Below are 18,381 nucleotides of genomic sequence, written 5' to 3' on the forward strand. Positions count from 1 at the left end.
TGAATGTTTACGTTCGAGGGGCCCGGCCACGTCTCGCTGGAATGGGCGATCAGATGGCAGCTGTTCGACCGGGCCCCGAGCGGCAGCGTGCTTGACACCGGTAGTGACACCTACCATGTCGTGCGGTCCTGGCTCGATCTCGATCCCTACCTGGTCCTCGCCGGTATTGCGGCCGCGGTTCCCCTGCTCGCCCTGCGGCGGCTGCGGGTCGTCGCCGGACTGCTGCTGCTGCAGTTCGCCTTCGTTTTCCGCAACGGCTACCTGCCCAACCCCTACATCACCGCGATGCTCCCATTCGCCGCGTTGTGCGTGGCAGGGCTGCTCGACGCCGTCCTGCCGAGTGGAGCACAGCCGCGACGCGGTCCGCCGCATCATGCCCGACCGGAGTCGAAGTCAGAGTCGAGGTCGGGGCCGACCGCGGCCACGATCGTCAACGGCCTGCGCTGCCTCGTGGTCCTTGTGGCCCTGTCCGTGGCCGCCGCGACGGTGATCCCGGACTGGACACCGAAGATCCGCACCGCGCTCACCCGGGACGCGAGTGCCCCGAGCCGCGAGGCGACCCGATGGTTTCTCGCGAATATTTCCTCCGAGGGCACCGTCATCACTGACGACATCGCCTGGACCGACCTCACGATCGCCGGGCGCCGGCCGCTGCCAGTGCGGTTCTACAAGCTGGACCTCGACCCTCAGGTGCGCGGCCGGTTCCCCCACGGCTGGCGTGACGTCGACTACCTGATGATGGGCAAGCCCCCCGACTCGGTGCTCGGTGAGATCCCGCTCGTCGCCGAGGCGCTCCGGCACTCGGTGGTCCTCAAGTCGTTCGGCGACGGGGAGATCGAGATTCGCCGGGTCATCGTCCCGGACTGCCGTGGCCGGCCCGACCGCTGCTGAACCGTGACGTCCTCCCCCGGGATGCGTGGAACACCTTCGGTGTTCAGGCTGGCGCTGTCCGCTCCACTTCGTTCGGTTCGGAGGGATCGCCATGGTCGAGATGCTGGCCCCGTTCCCGTTGTCCTGCTGGGCCGAGACCAGGCAGACCGTACACCGTTACCTGCAGGTCGTCGGCAAGATCCGGCTGGCCGCGAGCCCACGGCGCAACCACTGGTGGAATGTGCCGTTCCAGCTGACCGGCCGTGGACTGACGACGCGTCCGATGGGCCAGCTCGACGGAAACCCGATCTTCACCATCGACTTCGACTTCGTCGGTCATGAGCTGGTCGTCCAGCGCCTGGACGGCGAGACGATCTCGTTTCCCCTGGTCGCGCAGTCGGTAGCGTCGTTCTACCGCCGCACCTTCGACGCGCTGGCGGCACTCGGCATCAAGATCCGCCTTGACCATCCGCATCCGTTCGATCTGCTGGACGCGGCACGTCCGTTCAACGAGGACACCGAGCACGCCGCCTATGACCCGGCGGCGGTGGCCCGCTACTGGCAGACGCTCAGCCAGGTCAACCTGCTGTTGGAGGAATTCGCCGCCGGATTCAGCGGCAAGGTCAGCCCGGTCCACCATTTCTGGCACACCTTCGACATCGCCCATACCCGATTCGCCGACCGGCCCGTCGACCAGTCCGCCGAGACCGATCCGGTCACCCGGGAGGCCTATTCGCGGGAGGTGGTCAGCTTCGGAGTCCTCCCGCTCGCGGCCCTCGAACGCAGCCCGGACCGGCGGGCCGGCGTCCTCGGCTTCTACGACAGCGCCTACCGGGCCGGGGCCGGCCGGGCCGGTTGGGACATCGAGCGGTTCGCCTGCCCCCACGGCGTCACCGACCCTGTCCTCGCCCCTGGGCACTGACATCGACGAGCCACCCGGCAAGATCGGAGGGGTGACCGGGTCCGCGCCGGACGGGCGACGAAGCATCCCATAAGTTCGCCGTATGCACAGCCTCACCCGGGACGAAGCCCTCGCCCGTGCCGGCCTGGTCCGCGTTGACGGCTACGAGATCGAGCTCGACCTGACCGCGGCGCGCACGTCGACGGAGTTCGGCTCGACGACCAGGGTGCGCTTCAGCCTCCGTTCCCCCACGGACGGCTCTCTCGCCACGGACGGCTCGTCGGCGGGTGGCGAACCGGCGCTGACGACGTTCGTCGAGCTCAAACCGGCATCCATCCAGCAGCTGTGGCTCAACGGCCAGCCGCTGGACCCCTCCGCCGTCGACGGCAACCGGCTCCCCCTCGCGGCGCTGCACGCGACGAACGAGCTCGTGGTGACGGCCACGATGAGGTACTCGAACACCGGCGAGGGGCTGCACCGGTTCACCGACCCGGAGGACGGCGAGGTCTACCTGTATGCGCAGACCTTCCTCGACGACGCCCAGCGGATGTTCGCCTGCTTCGACCAGCCCGATCTCAAGGCGCCGGTGCGCCTGAGCGTGGCCGCACCCCCCGACTGGACGGTGCGGGCGAACGGCGCCGGGAAGCAGACCTTGCCGGGGCGGTGGGAGTTCACCGAGACGGCCCCCCTGGCGACCTACTTCGTGACGGTGGTCGCGGGGCCGTACCACCTCGTCGAGGACTTCCACGACGGCATCCCGCTCGGGCTGCTCTGCCGCCGCTCGCTCGCGCCGTACCTCGACGCCGACGCGGCGGAGATCTTCGGCATCACCCGGGCCTGCCTGGACCGCTACCACGAGCTGTTCGCGAGCCGGTACCCGTTCGGGACCTACGATCAGGCGTTCGTGCCCGAGTTCAACGCCGGCGCGATGGAAAACCCGGGGTGCGTGACCTTCCGGGACGAGTTTGTGTTCCGCTCGGCGGTGACCGAGGCCGAACGGGAGCTGCGTGCCGTCGTCATCGCCCACGAGATGGCCCACATGTGGTTCGGTGATCTGGTCACCATGCGCTGGTGGGACGACCTGTGGCTGAACGAGTCGTTCGCCGAGTACATGGGCTATCGGGTGACCGCCGAGGCGACGCGGTTCACCGGGGCGTGGACCAGCTTCGCCGTCGGTCGCAAGAGCTGGGGCTACGCCGCCGACCAGCGGCCGTCGACGCACCCGGTGGCCCCGGCCGACGTCCCCGACACCGCGCTCGCCCTGCTGAACTTCGACGGCATCTCCTACGCCAAGGGAGCGTCGGCCCTGCGGCAGCTGGTCGCCTGGGTGGGCGACGACGCCTTCCTGACCGGGCTGCGGGCGTACTTCGCCCAGCACGCCTTCGCCAACGCGTCCCTGGCCGACCTGCTCGCCGCGCTGACCACGGCGAGCGGCCGGGACCTCGCCGGCTGGGCCGAGGTGTGGCTGCGCCACGCACAGGTCAACACGCTGCGCCCCGAGATCACGATCGGTTCCGACGGCCGCCTCGCGCAGGTCACGGTGATCCAGACGGCACCGCCGACGCACCCGACGCTGCGTCCGCACCGCATCGGCGTCTACGGCCCGGCAGAGCCGACCGACCCGACCGAGCCGATCGTGCTGCTCCGCCGGGTGGAGGTGGACATCGATCCGGCGGCGCCGGACGGGCGCACCGGGATCGCGTCACTGGTCGGGAGCGAGGCGGGATGCCTGCTGCTGGTCAACGACGGCGACCTGACCTACGCCAAGGTCCGTTTCACCCCGGCCGACCTCGCCGCTTTGCCCACCGTCCTGCCGCGGACGGCCGATCCGCTTGCCAGGGCGATCATCTGGGCGGCCGCGGCCGACGCGACCCGGGACGCCGAATGGCCCGCCGCCGACTATCTGACGCTCGCCGTGGGTGCGCTGCCCCGGGAGACCGAGATCGCTGTCTTCGAGGACGCCCTGCGTTTCGCCCGGGCCACCGCGCTGAACCGCTACCTCGCACCGTCGGCGCGACCGGCGGCCGCGCAGGAGCTCCACGCCGCCTGCGCGCGGGTCCTCGCGGCCGCCGCACTGGGAGGCGGTCATCAGCTTTCCGCCGCCCGCGGGGTCATCGGGTGCAGTGGACCGGCGCAGGCGGGAACACTGGCGGCGTGGCTCGCCGGGGCGGGCGTGCCGGCCGGACTGGTCATCGACCCGGACCTACGCTGGACTCTGCTACACCGGCTGGTCGTACTCGGGCGGGCCGGGGAGGCGGAGATCGCGGCCGAGAGCCGGCATGATCGCAGCGCCCGGGCCGCTGAGCATGCGGCGCGGGCCCGCGCCGCCGTCGCCGATCTCGAGGCGAAGGCCCGGGCCTGGCGGACGATCGTGGACGACGACACGATGTCCGCCCGGCTCGTCGCCGCGACGGCCGAGGGTTTCTGGCAGCCTGAGCAGGCGGATCTCACCGACGGGTACGTCTCCCGCTACTTCGAGCAGATGCCGGCGATGGCGGCCCGGCGATCCCCGCACGCCGCCCGGCAGATCGCCACCTACGCCTATCCGCAGTTCGCCGTGTCTGTGGGGACGGTGCGGGAGGCGGACGCCCTGCTGGCCCGCGATCGTCTCGACCCGCTCCTGCGCCGCGTCGTTGTCGACGCGACCGACGAACTCCGCCGAGCGGTGCGGGCCCGTCTCCGGCCCTGACGCCGGGCCCTGCTCCGGCCCGCCCGTCATCCAAGCCGCCGGCATCGTCATCCCACTGACGATGTCCTCTCCCCGACGGCTCTGGACGCGCCCGCGTTCTTTCCGGCATAGTTCGCGCAGCAAGGATGTCTCAGGGGACGGGGGGCGGTATGGCAGCCGGCACGGACCGGGCCGAACGGCAGACGAATGCGGGTACGGCATTAGGCGTTGCCTTGTTGGTCGGTGCCGCCGTCGCGGTGTCGACCGGTGTGTACGCGAGGGTTCATGAACCAGCCGGGCGGCCGCTGTTCACCCTCGGTTTCTCCGGCATGCTGCCGATGAAGGCGTGGCTGACGACGGCCGCCGCCGTTCTGCTACTCGTTCAGCTGGCCACGGCACTGTGGATGTGGGGACGGCTGCCCGGCGCGGGCCCGGCGCCGAGCTGGGCCGGCCCGCTGCACCGATGGAGCGGGACGACCGCGTTCGTCCTCACCCTGCCAGTGGCCTTCCACTGCATCTGGGCGCTGGGCTTTGCCAGCGATGGCACCCGGGTGCTCCTCCACAGCCTCCTGGGCTGCGCCTTTTACGGGGCCTATACGGCAAAGATGATCAGTCTACGGACCAGCGGGTTACCGGGGCGGGTACTGCCCGTGCTCGGCTCGACGGTTCTTGTTCCCCTGGTCACAATCTGGTTGACGGCTTCACTGTGGTTTTTCACCCAGTCCGGTATTCCGCACGTCTGAACAGGATCCCGAGGAAAAAGTCATGACGCAGGAAACACCGACGCGGCGCCTCGTGGCCCCCGGCCTCGCGGTCACCGTCGCCGCGGGTGCCGTCGGGTATGCCGTCGCCAGCTGCAGCGACGCGGCCGATCCGAAGCCACGGCAGGCGACCGCGGGCGGGACCCGCGGGGGTAGCGACGGTTCGGGCGCGGGCAACGGCGGCGGCCAAGCCGGCGGCACGGCGCCCCTCGCCCGGGTCGACGAGGTGCCGGCCGACGGCGGTCTCATCCTCGGCGACGCCGGCCTGGTGCTCACGAGGAACGCCGCCGGCACGATCCAGGGTTTCTCCACCGTCTGCACCCATCAGGGATGCTCGGTGAACGCGATCGAGAAGGGCCGCATCCTCTGCCCGTGCCACGGCAGCGCCTTCGACACCCGCACCGGGGAACCCGTCGCGGGGCCGGCGAAACAGCCGCTGCCGCCGGTCGCTGTCACCGTCCGCGACAACGCCGTCTTCCCCGCCTGACCCCCGCGCCCCGATCGCCCGGATCTCGGCAGGAGCCGGATCCTCTCAGGAGGAGAAACAGTGGACCCGACAGGGCTGCGGATCACCGTCCCGTCCGGCCAGAGCGTGCTGTCCGCCGACCGCAGTCACGTCGTCGGCCGCGGCCGTGACTGCGATGTCGTCATCGCGGACGGCCGGGTGTCCCGGCGTCACGTCCTGCTGGAGCCCCGCGGCGACGCCGGGTGGCTCGCCCAGGACGTCAGTTCCAACGGCATCTGGGTGGACGGCGCCCGGACCGGCAGCGTTGCCCTGACCGACGGCGAGGTGCGGGTGCATCTCGGCGCGGCGAACGGGCCGACGGTCGTCCTGGCCCCGGTCAGTCCTACGCCGCGGCGCCCGCCCGCCGCGCCCGACGACCCGGACGTCGGGGCCCTGGCGACCGTGCTGGCCGGCCAGGGCGGCCGCATCGATCCCAGCCCCGTCCCGGCGGCGGCGGGCTCCGCCCAGGTCCCGGCTCAGCGTCACGCCGGCCACTCGCCCGTGGCGAGCTGGCTGCGCGCCCTGCCCACCTTCGTGTGGCTCGCCGCGGTTGGCTTCACCCTCGGCGCGTTGCTCGCGCTGTCCTGAGCGCCGCCCGAGGGCCGGCCCCGCCCCGGAGTTGACGTCGGGTTGACGGCCGGCCGGAGCGCGGGTCAGGAGGAAAACAGCAGCCGGGCGAGGCCGCCGTGCTTGTGGTGGCGCCCATGCCCGCCGTGCCCGTAGGGAGTCCCCCAGGCGGGCTGGGCATAGTGCCCCGGCTGGGCGTGGGGCGCAGCCGGGGGTGGCGGCGGGGGCTGGGACCACTGCGCCTCGAGCCGGGTGATGGCCTCCAGCTCGCCGTAGTCGAGGAAGATGCCCCGGCATCCGTCGCACTGCTCGATCTGGATGCCGTTGCGGTTGTACGTCCGCATCATCGCGTGGCACTTGGGACACTGCAGGGTGTAACTCATGCCGAACCTGCCGTTCATGGCGGGGAGACATCCTTGGCTGCGGGTAGCGTACCGATCCCGCGGAAGTCAGCCGGTGGATAGTCGAGATCCGGACGGGTACGGGCCAACCCGGGCCATCCGCCGGCAGCACTCGACGAAGGCATCGGAGATCGGATCAGGTTCGGGCCCGGCACCGGGCGCGTCGCCGTCGAGACGCGCGGCGACCGCGATGGCCGCGTACTGCACGACAATCGCGCGGGCGGGCAGGTCCAGGGCCGTCCAGGGATCCTCGCCGCCCGGCAGCGCCGGGCCGCCACCGGCCTGGTAGCCGTCGACGAACCGCGCCCAGACGTCCATCGGCAGCAGGCCGGCCGCGTACCAGGCCGCCGGCCGGGCCAGGTCCCATACCGGGTCCCCGAGCCCGAGATCGTCCACGTCGATGATGCGCCAGCCGAGTCGGGGCAGCGCGACGAGCTGTCCGAAGTGCCAGTCACCGTGGATGATCGTCAATGGCCGCGCCGGCCGGCGTGACCGTCCCGGTCGGGTCGGTTGATCCGGTTGATCCGGTTGGATCTGGTGGTGCAACGCCCACTCGGGCAGGGTCGCGGCGGCGCGCAGGACCACCTCGGCACGTGGATGGCCGGCCTGGTCGCGCAGTCGAGCCACGTCGTGCCGCAGCCGGCGGAGCACCGTGGCCCGGGGGAGCACGAGGAGATCCGACGCGGTGACCGGGATGCGATGCAGACTCGCCAGCAGCGCGGCAGCCTCGGCCCAGGGAACGGCCTCGGCCCAGGGAACATCGTCGACCTGGTCCAGTCCGAGCGTCGAGCCGGCCGGCCAGGCACTCACCCATCGGTCGTGGACCCGGACGGCGAGCCCGTCCAGACCGGTATGGGTGGCGTGGGACGGCGGGGACGGCAGAGGCAGCGGGGACGGCAGGGGCAGCGGGGACAGCAGGATGTGGCCCAGGCGCGGCTGGGCCACGAGCCGGAGCCGGGCCGCGAGCGGCTGTGGGTCGGATCCGGGCGGGTGGGCCTTGAGCACGACGTCACCGTGGCGCACGATCAGCCGTTCACCGTGGTGCGACAGCACGACGGGAGCCTCCCGGCCGCCCGGTTGGAGCCGGCGGGCGAGATCCGCCATGCCCGTCAGCAGAGCGGCGTGCGGGGCGGCGTCGCCAGTCAGGGTGGTGGTCACGAGGCCGATGCCTTCACCGCGTCGGCTTGCGTAGCCGCCAGATGCATTCGGAGGGCCAGCGGCGCGCCCATGCCTCGTCGCCGCGTTCGGGCTGGGCGGGTGCCGGTTCCTCGCTGTGATCGTCGGATGCCGGCGGTGCCGGGCGAGGTTCCAGAAGATCTTCGATGACGAGGTCGTTGTCCCGGAAGAGCCTGATCCAGGTGCCGTAGGGAAGGTTGGCGCTGACCAGGCCGTCGGCCTCGGCCAGCAGACGCAGCCCGAAGTAGTCGCGGGTCAGGCGACTGCCGGGGGCGTCCCGGCCCGGCGCCACGGTGATCTCGTAGATCGGGCTGACGTGGCTGAAGGCGAGCAGGCCGCCGGGGCGCAGCACGCGTGCGGCCTCCGGCACGGCCCGGAAGGGGTCCGCGAAGGAGAAGGCGCCGTGGTCGGCGAAGACGATGTCGAACGAGCCGTCGGCGAAGGGCACCGCCTCGGCACTCGCCTGGACCAGGGGGAAGGACAGTCCGGTCTCCGCGGTGAGCCGTCTGCTGTGGTGCAGCTGCCGTTCGGAGAGGTCCAAGCCGATCGGTCGGCCCCCCGCCGGACCAGCGCGCTCGACCACTGGCCGCCCCCGCAGCCCATCTCCAGGATGTCCCGTCCGGTGACCTCACCGAGCACGCCGAGCCGTGATTCCGGAACGGCCCACAGCCCCCAGGAGATATCGCCGGTGAACACCTGCCGGCGGATCTGCGGGGCGTTCAGTCGCTGGTAGTCGTCGGAGATCTCGTTCCAGCGGGCACGGTTGGTCCGTACGTGGGCAGCACTGTTGATCATCCATCCCTCGTCCTTCTCCGGGTGGCCACGGACTGCGCGCCGACCGCGGTGCCGGGGCAGGCCACCGCGGCACGACGGCCTTCCTGCCTGCCTCGACGAATCAGTCGGTCATCGTATGAGACCAGGATGATCCGGGCACACCCGTGGCTGGTGATGCCTCGCCGCTCGTCAGCGGGTCGGCGCGCCCGGCCTCGTGCCGCGGCCGGGCACCGATGATCGTTCCGTCGTTCCCGCTGCTCACCATGGCGCCGGCCCGGGTGCCGAAATGTAGGCAAAGTAGCCGGACGAGTGATGGATGGGATGAGTACGGTGCGCCTGTCTCCCGGATGACGCCCTGGTGGTGGATGCGTCTGGACAGGCTGTGATGGAGCGTGCACCTTTGATCGCGTGGTGAGGCAACGAAAAAGATCCAGTCGGTATTTTCGGCCGCCAGACGAGCGGCTCAGCCTGGGCCTGATGACCTGCTCGTCCTGCAACGGCACGCAGTATCAGACGCGTCCGCAGGCGGAAGTGGACGAGGACGGTCTTTTCGACGGTGACGCCAATATCAAGTGTCGGGAATGCGGCGGAACCGGAAAGGTTCCCCTGCCATGAAGAACTCGATGCCCGTTCAGGCCGACTTCTTGTACCTGCGGTGTCCGGAACATCGGGGACGGCGTCCCCGCCAGGGGCTGAAGACGATGATGCGGCCGGGGGCACCGTGCCCGCGGTGTCGCATGGTCCGCGCCGCGGACCTCGAATGCGAGGGCTGTCCGGAGCTTCCTCCGGACGAGCCGGATGGCGGAGGGAGGGGGACGCCGCCGTCACGCTGACAGGCGTCCCCCAGGTGATCTTCGGTGCCGGGATAGGCCCTCGGCGGTGGGTCAGTCCTTGGGCTGGGCGACGACCACCGCCGTGCGGGTGCCGTCCTTGACCGTTGCGCCCACCCGGACCGTCACCCCCGGGTGGAGGTCGGAGACCTTCGCGGTGTCCCCGTCGATCCGGAACCGGGTATCGGCGTTGATCACATAGGTGCCGACGTAGCCGTCCTCACTGGTGACCGTCAGGGAGGTGGGGCTCACCGCGGTCACCTTCCCGCGCTGCCCCGCCACTACCTGGAAGCCCTTGTCGGTTTTGACCGTTGCCTCACCGCGCACGCCGCCGCCGGCCCAGAGGCCGCCATGGGGACGCAGCCCGTCGTGGGAACGCAGCCGGGCCTCGGCGAGTCGCGGATGGTCGCCCAGGAACGCGTGGTCGGCCGGGGCGGCTGCTGCGCTGGCGGTCCGGTCCGGGGTGGCGGACGCGGCTGTCCCGCCGAACCCGAGCCCGACCCCCAATCCGAGCCCGAGCAGACCCGCTGCGGCGACCCCCGCACCCCATCGTCCGGTCAGGAAGCTGCGCATCTGTGTCGTCCTTCCGTGTCGCGTCACCACGCCGCGAACCGGTCGTCGGCCCTGAGCGGCGACGACCGGCCGGGCGCCGCGCGCCACGGTGGCACGCGGTCGGAGCCCACGATGCGACAGCGAGATGTGAGGAACGTGCGGGCGTGGTGCGAACCACGTGGAAGGCCGGTTCCCGCGGTGGCGGACCCGGGCGGTACCTCGACGCGGCAGTACCTGGCCCGGCGGTACCTCGACGCGGCAACCGTCCGCCCCGGCGGATGCCTGCGGGCGGACGGTGCGTGCTCCGGCCGATCGATCGGGACGGAGGCCGGATCCGCGCTACGCGCTAGACCCGGGACGGTTGCCGGCTGTCCTCGTCCTTGGCCTGCGGCTGCATCGGCACGATCGTCCGGGCCCCCGTCCAGGACGGCGCCTCCTGACTCGCGTGCGGGGGCAGGGACGGTGCGAAGTCCGTTCCGAGGCGTTGGACCGCGACCCGAGCGAAGATCTGCTGCTCGGTGACGGTACGTTCCGACCGGCCCCGGCCGATGAAGCTCACCGTCCAGTGAAGCAGAGTGGTCAGCCGGTGCTTGAACCCGATGATATAGACGAGGTGTACGGCCAGCCAGACGAGCCAGGCGAAGAAGCCGCTGAACTGCACCTTGCCGATGCTCGCCACCGCGCTGAACCGCGAGATGGTAGCCATGCTGCCCTTGTCATGGTATTCGAACGGTCGGCCCGTCTGCTTGCCGGCGACCCAGGCCTGGATCTCCTTGGCGGCGTGCCGGCCGCCCTGGATCGCGACCTGCGCCACGCCGGGCAGCCGGTTGATGCTCGCCATGTCCCCGATGACGAACACCTCCGGATGCCCCGGCAGGGTGAGGTCGGGCAGCACCTCGATGCGGCCGGCGCGGTCGAGCCCCGCACCGGTCTGCTCGGCGAGCTGCCGGCCCAGCGGGCTCGCGGCAACGCCGGCGGCCCAGACCTTGCAGACCGAGTCGATGCGCCGGCGGGTGCCGTCGCTGTCCTCGACGTCGATGCCGGTCGCGTCGACATTGACGACCTTGGCGCCCAGCTGCACATCGACGCCGATTTTGGTCAGCTTGTCGGCCGCCTTCGCGCCGAGCCGCTCGCCGAACGGCGGCAGGACGGCGGGTGCGGCGTCCAGCAGGATGACTCGGGCCTTGGCAGGGTCGATGCTGCGGAAGTCCCGCCGCAGGGTCCGGCGCGAGAGTTCCGCGATCTGTCCGGCCATCTCCACGCCGGTGGGGCCCGCCCCGACGATGACGAAGGTCAGCAGCCGCTCCACGTCCGCGGGATCGGTGGACGCCTCGGCGAGCTCGAACATCCCGAAGATCCGGCCGCGCAGCTCGAGCGCGTCGTCGATGCTCTTCATGCCCGGGGCGTGCGTGGCGAAATGGTCGTTGCCGAAGTACGACTGGCCCGCGCCCGCGGCGACGACGAGGCTGTCGTAGTGGTGCACGGTCGTGCGACCCAGCAACTGGGACGTGACCGTCCTTGCGTTCACGTCGATGGTGGTCACCTCGCCGAGGACGACCTGCGCGTTGTCCTGCCGGCTCAATACCTCACGGGTGGTCGGGGCGATCTCGCCCTCGGACAGGATGCCCGTTGCCACCTGGTAGAGCAGCGGCTGGAACAGATGGTGCGTCGTCTTCGCGACGAGGGTGACCTCGACCGGTGCTTTGCGGAGGGCCTGCGCGGTGAACAGACCTCCGAAGCCAGACCCGATGATCACTACTCGGTGCGGGGAGGTGCTTCGCTCCTCGAGCCGTTCCGGTTCGCCGGCCTGCCCTGTCTGGGCGCTGTCCGTGGTCACGATCCTTCTCCGCTCAGCCTCTTGACTCCGGCGGTGCCCCTTGGCGCCGCGAAGATCATATACCTGATGGTGCCGGACCCCGGCTACTATTTTCCGCCGTATATCCGAGATGGGATCGTGTTTATCATCACCTCCTGTCGCCGGATAGCGTCGACGGGGCATGTGGCATGCAACACAATTCGTGGGCGATTGATACCTCGTCGAGTGGTGCGCCCAGTTCGGGGGCAACCGTGAGGTGGGCACTGAAGATCGTGTCTGGCCGGAAGGCTGCGGCGCCTGGCCGAACGGAAATACGGCGAACCGGCCCCGCGGACGCGGGCGACCACCCGGTCCCTGGGCCCCGACGGCGGGGATCTGTCTGGCCAGAGCTATGATCATGTTTTCTTCGTGTGGTGGATTTGACTGAGCGCACCTTCTGGGGGTCCGGTTTAGCACATCAGTCTATTCGGATACTGCTTTCACCACCTGCACCTTCATTCGGTGCTCGTTCTTTGACATGACGTTCGCGTCCTGCACGTTCACGGGCAGTTTTCACGGGCAGCATGTTCGGCGGATGCATCTTCGATCTCATGAAGGTGGCCGACGGGGATTAGTCCTTCGTGGGTCTGCCCCGAGCGGGCCAGGGAGGATCGCGGATCCGGGGAGAACCTTAGTCTCGCAGCGGATCATGGGCGAAGGCCCGCATCCCCCCGGCGAAGTCGACCCGCGGCCGGTAGCCGAGAAGATCGTCTGCTCGAGCCGAGGACGCGGCGATGTGGCGGACGTCGCCGACCCGGGAGGTACCGGTCACGACGGGCTTCGGACCGCCGAAGGCACGAGCCAGCGCGTCCGCCATGTCCCCGACGGTGTGGGGATCACCGGAGCCGATGTTGAGGGGAACCAGCCGGCCGGGTGCCTGCGGCTGCTGGGACGCCAGCAGGTTGGCCTGCGCGACGTCGTGGACGTGCACGAAATCCCTCAGCTGCCGGCCGTCCTCGAAGACCCGCGGGGCCCGCCCGTGTTCCAGCGCACTGCGGAAGATCGACGCGACGCCGGCGTAGGGGGTGTCCCGGGGCATCCGCGGACCGTAGACGTTGTGGTAGCGCAGTGCCACGACGGTCCCGCCGGTTTCCGCCGCCCATGCCGCCGCGAGATGCTCCTGGGCGACCTTGGTCGCCGCATACGCGTTGCGGGGTCCAAGGGGGCGTCCTCGTGGACCACGATGGGCGAGAGCGGCCGGTGGCACCGTGGGCACGGCGGCTCGAAACGGCCCGCGTCCAGGTCGGCGGCCTGCCGTGGTCCGGGGCGCACCGGTCCGTCCGTCGGGCAGCGGTAACCACCCTCGCCGTAGACCACCAGGGAGCTCGCCAGGACCAGTCGCCCCACTCCGGCGCGGGCCATCGCCGCGAGCAGGACCGCGGTGCCGAGATCGTTGTTCGTGGCATACGCCGGAAGGTCGTCCAGATCGGCACCCAGACCCACCATGGCGGCCTGGTGGCATACGACGTCGATCCCGCTCAGTGCTTCGGCGACCTGGCCCCGATCGGTCATGTCCCCAACGATCATCTCGGCGGCGTTGTTGACCTGGGGCTTCGTCCGGTGCACCGCCGGAAGCAGGGCGTCGAGGATCCTGGCCTCGCCGCCCGCCGCGACCAGCGCGTCGACAACGTGAGAACCGATGAAGCCGGCGCCACCGGTGACGAGAACCCGCATGACGCCGACGCTAGCGGTGCCGGGACGCGCCGGATCTTACGAACCGCGGAACGTCTCCGGCCCGGCCCCTGTGCCGGCACCGTCGTAACCCCGGGCGGCGTCCGGACGTCAGGACGTGGGGAGCGCGACGACGAAGCGGCAGCCCTCCCGATGGTTGTGCACGGTGACGTCGCACCCGTGCGCCTCGACGATGCCGCGGACGATCGCGAGGCCGATCCCCGACCGCATCCGTGGCTGGTGCGGGTTGTCGTCACCGCCGGGGGTCCGGGCCGACTCGCCCCGGAATCCGAGGTCGAACACGCGGGGCAGCTCCTCCTGCGGGATGCCGCCGCACCGGTCCGCCACGGCGAAGACCGCCCGGTCGGCGTCCGCGGTAGCGGTGATCTCCACCGTTCCGTCGTCGGGGGTGTGCCTGATGGCGTTGACGAGGAGATTGGTCAGCACGCGCCCCACCTCGGCCGCGTCGGCGTCGACGTACCCGGCGTGATCGGCCCGCCCGCTGACGACGACTCCCTTGGCCCGCGCGATCGGGTCCACCGCGGCGATCGCGTCCGAGACGACATCGGCGACGCGCACCTTCTCCAGGCTCAGCCGCAGCGCACCGGCCTGCAGCCGGGCCAGTTCGAACAGGTCGTCGACCATGCCGGTCAGCCGCTCGGCGTCGGCGAGCATCAGCCGGTGGTAGCGGGCCGTCGTCTCGGCGTCCGTGACCAGGCCGTCCTGCAGGGCCTCGGCCGTCGCCCGGATTCCCGCGAGCGGGGTTCTCAGGTCATGACTGATCCAGGCCACCAGCTCGCGGCGGCTCGCCTCCAGGGCCCGTTCCCGTTCCCGCGCCTCGACCAGGCGGACATGGGTCGCGTCCAGGGCCGTCGCCAGCGCGCTGAGCTCGGCGGTCGGAACATGGCCGGCGCCGCGATAGCCCGGCTCGCCCAGGGCCGCCGTCGCTCGGGTCAGCGTCCCGATCGCCGCCACGACCGGGCCACCCAGGCGCACCGCGGATGCCGACGCCACCACCGCCGACACGGCGACCACGATGAGCACGACCCGCAGGTCGTGATCGGAGAGGAACATTGCCTGCGCCGTGCCGGCGACCCCCGCCGTCACCGCGACGACCGGTATTACGCTCAGTGACGTGGCTGTCGCCCACAACGGCCGCTTCCGGAGCGCCCGCAGCAACGGCAGGCCGGTGAGCGCGGCCGCTGTCGAACAGTCGAGCGCGATCCCCATGACCTCCAGGTCGGCGTTCATTGGGGCCTCGCTCTCGCTCTCGCTCGCCGCCCGCCCGTGAGGTCGTCGTCCCGCCGCACCGCCTCGGGTCTCATCCTCGGTGTCGTCCCTCGTCCGGTGCCGCCACCTGTCCGGTGGGGGTGCTGTCGGGGCGCGGGGTGCCGGGATCGTAGCGGTACCCGACTCCCCACACTGTGACAAGCATCCGGGGAGCGGTCGGATCATCCTCGATCTTCTCCCGCAGTCGGCGGATGTGCACGGTGACCGTCGAGGGGTCGCCATAGCTCCATCCCCACACCTGTTCGAGCAGCTCGCCCCGGGTGAAGGCGCGGCCGGGCCGGCGCAGCAGGAAGGCCAGCAGATCGAACTCGCGCACCGTCAGCCCGAGCGGCACCCCGTGCCGGGTGGCGGTCCGCGCGGCTGCGTCGACGACGAGGGGGCCGGCCCGCAGGACGCCGGCCTCCGCGCCCGGCGCCGCTTCGTTCGCCCGCCGCAGCACCGACTGCACGCGCAGGGTCAGCTCCCGCGGCGAGAACGGCTTGGTCACGTAGTCGTCGGCGCCGATCTCCAGACCGGTGATGCGATCCGACTCGTCGGCACGTGCGGTCAGCATGATCACTGGTACCGGTCGGTGCGCCCGGAGCCGGCGGAACACCTCGATGCCATCGAGACCGGGCAGCATCAGGTCGAGGACGACGAGGTCCGGTGGGGTCGTCTCGGCCACCCGCAGGGCCGTGGGCCCGTCCGCGGTGCGGTCGACGTCGAAGCCGGCGTTGCGCAGGTAGCGGTCGACGACCTCGGAGACGAGGGCGTCGTCGTCGACGACGAGCACACGGGCCACCCGGCCACGATAGGTAAGGCGACGGCCGTCTTGACCATGATCGGCTCGGATGTCTCCGCTTCGTAATGCTCGTAATGATCGTCATGCTTGTCGTCGTGTCCGTGCCGAGCCGCCGGACGGGACCCGGGCATTCCTTGTTCCGTAAGGGTTGATCACGCGCGGGCGGCACTACAGTCCCGATCATGTTCACGCAACGTAGTGGGATCGGGGCCTCCGTCGACGTCGTCCTGCCCTGCCTGGACGAGGCCGGGGCGCTACCCTGGGTGTTGGATCGGATGCCCGTCGGCTACTGGCCGATCGTCGCGGACAACGGATCGCGCGACGGTTCCCGCCAGGTGGCGCTGGAACGCGGGGCGGTTGTCGTCGACGTGCCTGAGCGCGGCTACGGCGCCGCCGTGCACGCCGGGCTGCTCGCCGCGGACGCCGACATGGTCGGCGTGTGCGACGCGGACGCCTCCCTCGATCCCGCCGAGCTTCCCGGTCTCGTCGCGCAGTTGCTGGCCGGCCGGGCCGATCTGGTTCTTGGCCGCCGTCGCCCGACCTCGATGCGGGCCTGGCCGCCGCACGCCCGATTCGGGAACGCGGTGGTCGCCGGGCGGCTGCGCCGGCGCGGCGTTCCCGTCCATGATCTGGGCCCGATGCGGGTGGCCCGCCGGGAGGACCTGCTCCGACTGCCCGTGGCCGACCGCCGGTTCGGCTATCCGCTGGAACTGCTGCTGCGGGCAGCCCAGGCCGGTTGGCGGATCATCGAGACCGACGTGGCCTACACCCCTCGGGTCGGGCGCTCCAAGGTGACCGGGACACCGCTCGGCGCCGCCCGGACGGCCCGGGACATGTCCGCCCTGTTGGCGAGCCTCCGGTGAGGCTGCTCGTGATGGCGAAGGAGCCGGTACCCGGGCGGGTCAAGACCCGCCTCACGCCGCCCCTGCGCCCGGACCAGGCGGCGGCCGTCGCGGCGGCCGCGCTCGCGGACACGCTGGCCGCGGTTGAGGAGCTGACCCGCCTGCCCGGGTTCGACGCACTGTGCCCGGTCCTCGTCCTCGACGGCGCGGTCGGCCCGTGGCTGGAGACCTCGTTCGGACGAATCCCGGCCGGACGAATCGCGGCCGGACGAATCGCGATCGAAGTGATGCCGCAGGTGTCGGGGCCGTTCGACGTCAGGCTCGCCGCAGCCTTCGACGCCGGCAGCGAGCCGACCTTGCTCATCGGGATGGACACCCCCCAGGTGACCGCCGCCCTGCTTGCCTCCGCCTGCCACGCGCTGCACGCGACCGACGCGGTGTTCGGTCCCGCCGCGGACGGGGGATGGTGGGCACTCGGCCTGACCACCCCCGACGGCGATCTTCTCCGTGGCGTGCCGACCTCACGCCCGGACACCGGCGCACGGCAACGGGCCCGCCTGTCCGAAGCCGGCCTGACGGTCACAACCCTGCCGACGATGCGTGACGTCGACACCATGGCCGACGCCGACGCGGTCGCCCGGCTCGTGCCCGGTGGGCGCTTCGCCGCGGCGCTGCGCGCCACGCAAGGGGATCGCATCGCCGCCGGCCGGGCCACCGCGTGTTGACCGGCGTCCCCGACGGCCGGTGGGGACCGACGACCGTCTACGAGGCGGGACTGCGTTCCGCCGGTGGACAGCTGTGGATGCGCCGTCCCGACGGGCGACGCGACCCGCTGCCGGTGAACCGCTGGCGTGGCACTCTGCCCCCGGCGGCGTCGACCCCGCGCACCTGCTCCACCGGGGCGCTGTCCCCGGGGGATCTGTCGTTGTTGCGTCACTGCGGCGGCCCGACCCTCGACGTCGGCTGCGGGCCCGGCCGGCTCGCGGCTGCGCTCGCGGCCCGCGGGGTGCCGGCCTTCGGCATCGACGTCGCGCCGTTCGCGGTGCACCTGACCCGGCGGGCCGGTGCGCCGGCGCTACGGCGGGACGTGTTCGGCCGGGTACCTGCCGAGGGACGATGGGCCGCGCTGCTGCTCGCCGACGGGAACATCGGCATCGGCGGCGACCCGATCCGGTTGTTGCGCCGGGCCGGGGAACTCCTCGCCCCCTCCGGCCGGGTGCTCGTCGAACTCGAACCGCCGGGCGCCCAGACCGGCCCGATGCGGGTCCGGCTGGAGGACGCGACCGGCCGGGTGTCGCGGCCCTTCTCCTGGTGCCTGGTGGACGGGGACGACCTGACCGGCCTCGCGCCGGACGCCGGACTGCTAATCACCCGGACCTGGTGCAGCGCCGGCCGGCACTTTGCCGCGCTGCGCCGGCGTCTCCCGACCGGATGATTCCCCGCCGGGCGCGGACCGCCCGACTCACCATGAGGGCCGCCGCGCCGGCCCAGACCGCTCCGAGAACGAGCGCGAGGTTGCGTCCGTACGGCAGCGGGTTCACCGTCGGGTTCCCAGGGTCCCCACCGTAGCCACGCCACAGCGGGAGCGACGACAGGGCGACCGCCGCACTCACCAGCAGTGCGCCCTGTGCGACGGACCGGTAGGGCGGTGGGACCAACCGGGTGAGCAGGAAGCCGACGAGCATCGTCGCGGGCACGAGCAACGCGTCATGGACCAGGACCCCGCCGATCAGCCAGACCACGGTGTTCGGCGGCCGGGTGGCCTGCTGGTGGGTGAGCACGCCGTCGACCCCGTAACCGATTGCGGCCAGCCCGGCCGCCACCGCGACACCGCGCAGTACGACGGCGTTCATACCATCACCACCCGATGTACCCATTTCGTCTGGAGGACCCCGGGCCGGTTCGGCGCGATGAGCCGGGCCGGATAACCGGATCTG

General features: G+C 71.3%; 17 protein-coding genes and 2 pseudogenes. 9 read left to right on the top strand and 10 right to left on the bottom strand.

Annotation, left to right across the window (positions count from 1 at the left end):
- The first annotated feature begins 87 nt into the window (after positions 1-87).
- The 6 genes from AC08OU_RS11960 to AC08OU_RS11985 all read left to right on the top strand — a co-directional run bounded on the left by AC08OU_RS11960 (position 88) and on the right by AC08OU_RS11985 (position 6,293).
- Positions 88-891 carry a hypothetical protein gene (locus AC08OU_RS11960; RefSeq protein ID WP_476604900.1) on the top strand — a complete coding sequence of 268 codons (804 nt, stop codon included), beginning with the start codon at positions 88-90 and terminating at the stop codon, positions 889-891.
- A gap of 91 nt (positions 892-982) precedes the next feature.
- Complete coding sequence (locus AC08OU_RS11965) at positions 983-1,792, top strand: DUF5996 family protein (protein WP_462187423.1); 810 nt, start codon at positions 983-985, stop codon at positions 1,790-1,792.
- A gap of 82 nt (positions 1,793-1,874) precedes the next feature.
- A complete protein-coding gene (pepN, locus tag AC08OU_RS11970) occupies positions 1,875-4,460 on the top strand; it encodes an aminopeptidase N (RefSeq protein WP_476599713.1) in 2,586 nt (861 codons plus the stop codon).
- A gap of 149 nt (positions 4,461-4,609) precedes the next feature.
- The gene (locus tag AC08OU_RS11975; RefSeq protein WP_476599712.1) at positions 4,610-5,182 is read left to right on the top strand and encodes a DUF6529 family protein; all 573 of its coding nucleotides are present in this window, start codon (positions 4,610-4,612) and stop codon (positions 5,180-5,182) included.
- A 22-nt stretch (positions 5,183-5,204) separates the two neighbouring features.
- Positions 5,205-5,687, top strand: coding sequence for a Rieske (2Fe-2S) protein (locus AC08OU_RS11980; RefSeq protein WP_462187425.1), 483 nt, complete (start codon positions 5,205-5,207; stop codon positions 5,685-5,687).
- Positions 5,688-5,747: 60 nt separating this feature from the next.
- Entirely contained in the window at positions 5,748-6,293 is a 546-nt protein-coding gene (locus AC08OU_RS11985) for an FHA domain-containing protein (protein WP_476599710.1), read from the top strand.
- A gap of 65 nt (positions 6,294-6,358) precedes the next feature.
- Here AC08OU_RS11985 and AC08OU_RS11990 read toward each other — a convergent pair whose 3' ends face one another.
- The 9 genes and pseudogenes from AC08OU_RS11990 to AC08OU_RS12030 form a co-directional block, all read right to left on the bottom strand.
- Positions 6,359-6,655, bottom strand: coding sequence for a TFIIB-type zinc ribbon-containing protein (locus tag AC08OU_RS11990; RefSeq protein WP_476599708.1), 297 nt, complete (start codon positions 6,653-6,655; stop codon positions 6,359-6,361).
- 66 nt (positions 6,656-6,721) lie between these two features.
- Positions 6,722-7,831 carry an aminoglycoside phosphotransferase gene (locus AC08OU_RS11995; protein ID WP_476599706.1) on the bottom strand — a complete coding sequence of 370 codons (1,110 nt, stop codon included), beginning with the start codon at positions 7,829-7,831 and terminating at the stop codon, positions 6,722-6,724.
- A gap of 13 nt (positions 7,832-7,844) precedes the next feature.
- Positions 7,845-8,644 (bottom strand): annotated as a pseudogene (locus AC08OU_RS12000) (class I SAM-dependent methyltransferase).
- A gap of 863 nt (positions 8,645-9,507) precedes the next feature.
- Positions 9,508-10,026 carry a hypothetical protein gene (locus AC08OU_RS12005; RefSeq protein ID WP_476599705.1) on the bottom strand — a complete coding sequence of 173 codons (519 nt, stop codon included), beginning with the start codon at positions 10,024-10,026 and terminating at the stop codon, positions 9,508-9,510.
- A 325-nt stretch (positions 10,027-10,351) separates the two neighbouring features.
- Positions 10,352-11,842, bottom strand: a complete 1,491-nt coding sequence (locus tag AC08OU_RS12010; protein WP_462203657.1) for an NAD(P)/FAD-dependent oxidoreductase — start codon at positions 11,840-11,842, stop codon at positions 10,352-10,354.
- 649 nt (positions 11,843-12,491) lie between these two features.
- The gene (locus AC08OU_RS12015) at positions 12,492-13,076 is read right to left on the bottom strand and encodes an NAD-dependent epimerase/dehydratase family protein (protein ID WP_476599702.1); all 585 of its coding nucleotides are present in this window, start codon (positions 13,074-13,076) and stop codon (positions 12,492-12,494) included.
- Positions 13,077-13,201: 125 nt separating this feature from the next.
- A pseudogene (locus AC08OU_RS12020) lies at positions 13,202-13,534 on the bottom strand (NAD-dependent epimerase/dehydratase family protein); the annotation flags it as partial.
- A gap of 108 nt (positions 13,535-13,642) precedes the next feature.
- On the bottom strand, positions 13,643-14,782 hold the full coding sequence (locus tag AC08OU_RS12025) for a sensor histidine kinase (protein WP_476599700.1): 1,140 nt from the start codon (positions 14,780-14,782) through the stop codon (positions 13,643-13,645).
- Between the two features lie 70 nt (positions 14,783-14,852).
- Complete coding sequence (locus AC08OU_RS12030) at positions 14,853-15,602, bottom strand: response regulator (protein ID WP_476599698.1); 750 nt, start codon at positions 15,600-15,602, stop codon at positions 14,853-14,855.
- A gap of 182 nt (positions 15,603-15,784) precedes the next feature.
- On the opposite strand from AC08OU_RS12030, the gene AC08OU_RS12035 reads away from it, so the two are divergent.
- The 3 genes from AC08OU_RS12035 to AC08OU_RS12045 are packed head-to-tail and all read left to right on the top strand — an operon-like array spanning position 15,785 to position 17,879.
- Positions 15,785-16,465 carry a glycosyltransferase family 2 protein gene (locus AC08OU_RS12035; protein WP_476599696.1) on the top strand — a complete coding sequence of 227 codons (681 nt, stop codon included), beginning with the start codon at positions 15,785-15,787 and terminating at the stop codon, positions 16,463-16,465.
- Complete coding sequence (locus AC08OU_RS12040; protein ID WP_476599694.1) at positions 16,462-17,169, top strand: TIGR04282 family arsenosugar biosynthesis glycosyltransferase; 708 nt, start codon at positions 16,462-16,464, stop codon at positions 17,167-17,169. Before AC08OU_RS12035 ends, AC08OU_RS12040 begins: the two co-directional genes overlap by 4 nt.
- Positions 17,163-17,879 carry a methyltransferase domain-containing protein gene (locus AC08OU_RS12045; protein ID WP_476599692.1) on the top strand — a complete coding sequence of 239 codons (717 nt, stop codon included), beginning with the start codon at positions 17,163-17,165 and terminating at the stop codon, positions 17,877-17,879. The genes AC08OU_RS12040 and AC08OU_RS12045 overlap by 7 nt, the downstream gene beginning before the upstream one ends.
- Here AC08OU_RS12045 and AC08OU_RS12050 read toward each other — a convergent pair.
- Positions 17,812-18,297 carry a hypothetical protein gene (locus AC08OU_RS12050; RefSeq protein WP_476599690.1) on the bottom strand — a complete coding sequence of 162 codons (486 nt, stop codon included), beginning with the start codon at positions 18,295-18,297 and terminating at the stop codon, positions 17,812-17,814. The two genes, AC08OU_RS12045 and AC08OU_RS12050, sit on opposite strands and share 68 nt — an antisense overlap.
- Between the last annotated feature and the right edge of the window lie 84 nt (positions 18,298-18,381).

It is taken from the genome of Frankia sp. CcMO1, assembly GCF_977945845.1.

Excerpts from the sequence above, each read along its gene's own strand:
- AC08OU_RS11965 (WP_462187423.1), top strand. The coding sequence starts at position 983 with ATGGTCGAGATGCTGGCCCCGTTCCCGTTGTCCTGCTGGGCCGAGACC.
- pepN (WP_476599713.1), top strand. The coding sequence starts at position 1,875 with ATGCACAGCCTCACCCGGGACGAAGCCCTCGCCCGTGCCGGCCTGGTC.
- AC08OU_RS11975 (WP_476599712.1), top strand. The coding sequence starts at position 4,610 with ATGGCAGCCGGCACGGACCGGGCCGAACGGCAGACGAATGCGGGTACG.
- AC08OU_RS11980 (WP_462187425.1), top strand. The coding sequence starts at position 5,205 with ATGACGCAGGAAACACCGACGCGGCGCCTCGTGGCCCCCGGCCTCGCG.
- AC08OU_RS11990 (WP_476599708.1), bottom strand. The coding sequence starts at position 6,655 with ATGAGTTACACCCTGCAGTGTCCCAAGTGCCACGCGATGATGCGGACG.
- AC08OU_RS12005 (WP_476599705.1), bottom strand. The coding sequence starts at position 10,026 with ATGCGCAGCTTCCTGACCGGACGATGGGGTGCGGGGGTCGCCGCAGCG.
- AC08OU_RS12025 (WP_476599700.1), bottom strand. The coding sequence starts at position 14,782 with ATGAACGCCGACCTGGAGGTCATGGGGATCGCGCTCGACTGTTCGACA.
- AC08OU_RS12035 (WP_476599696.1), top strand. The coding sequence starts at position 15,785 with ATGTTCACGCAACGTAGTGGGATCGGGGCCTCCGTCGACGTCGTCCTG.
- AC08OU_RS12050 (WP_476599690.1), bottom strand. The coding sequence starts at position 18,297 with ATGAACGCCGTCGTACTGCGCGGTGTCGCGGTGGCGGCCGGGCTGGCC.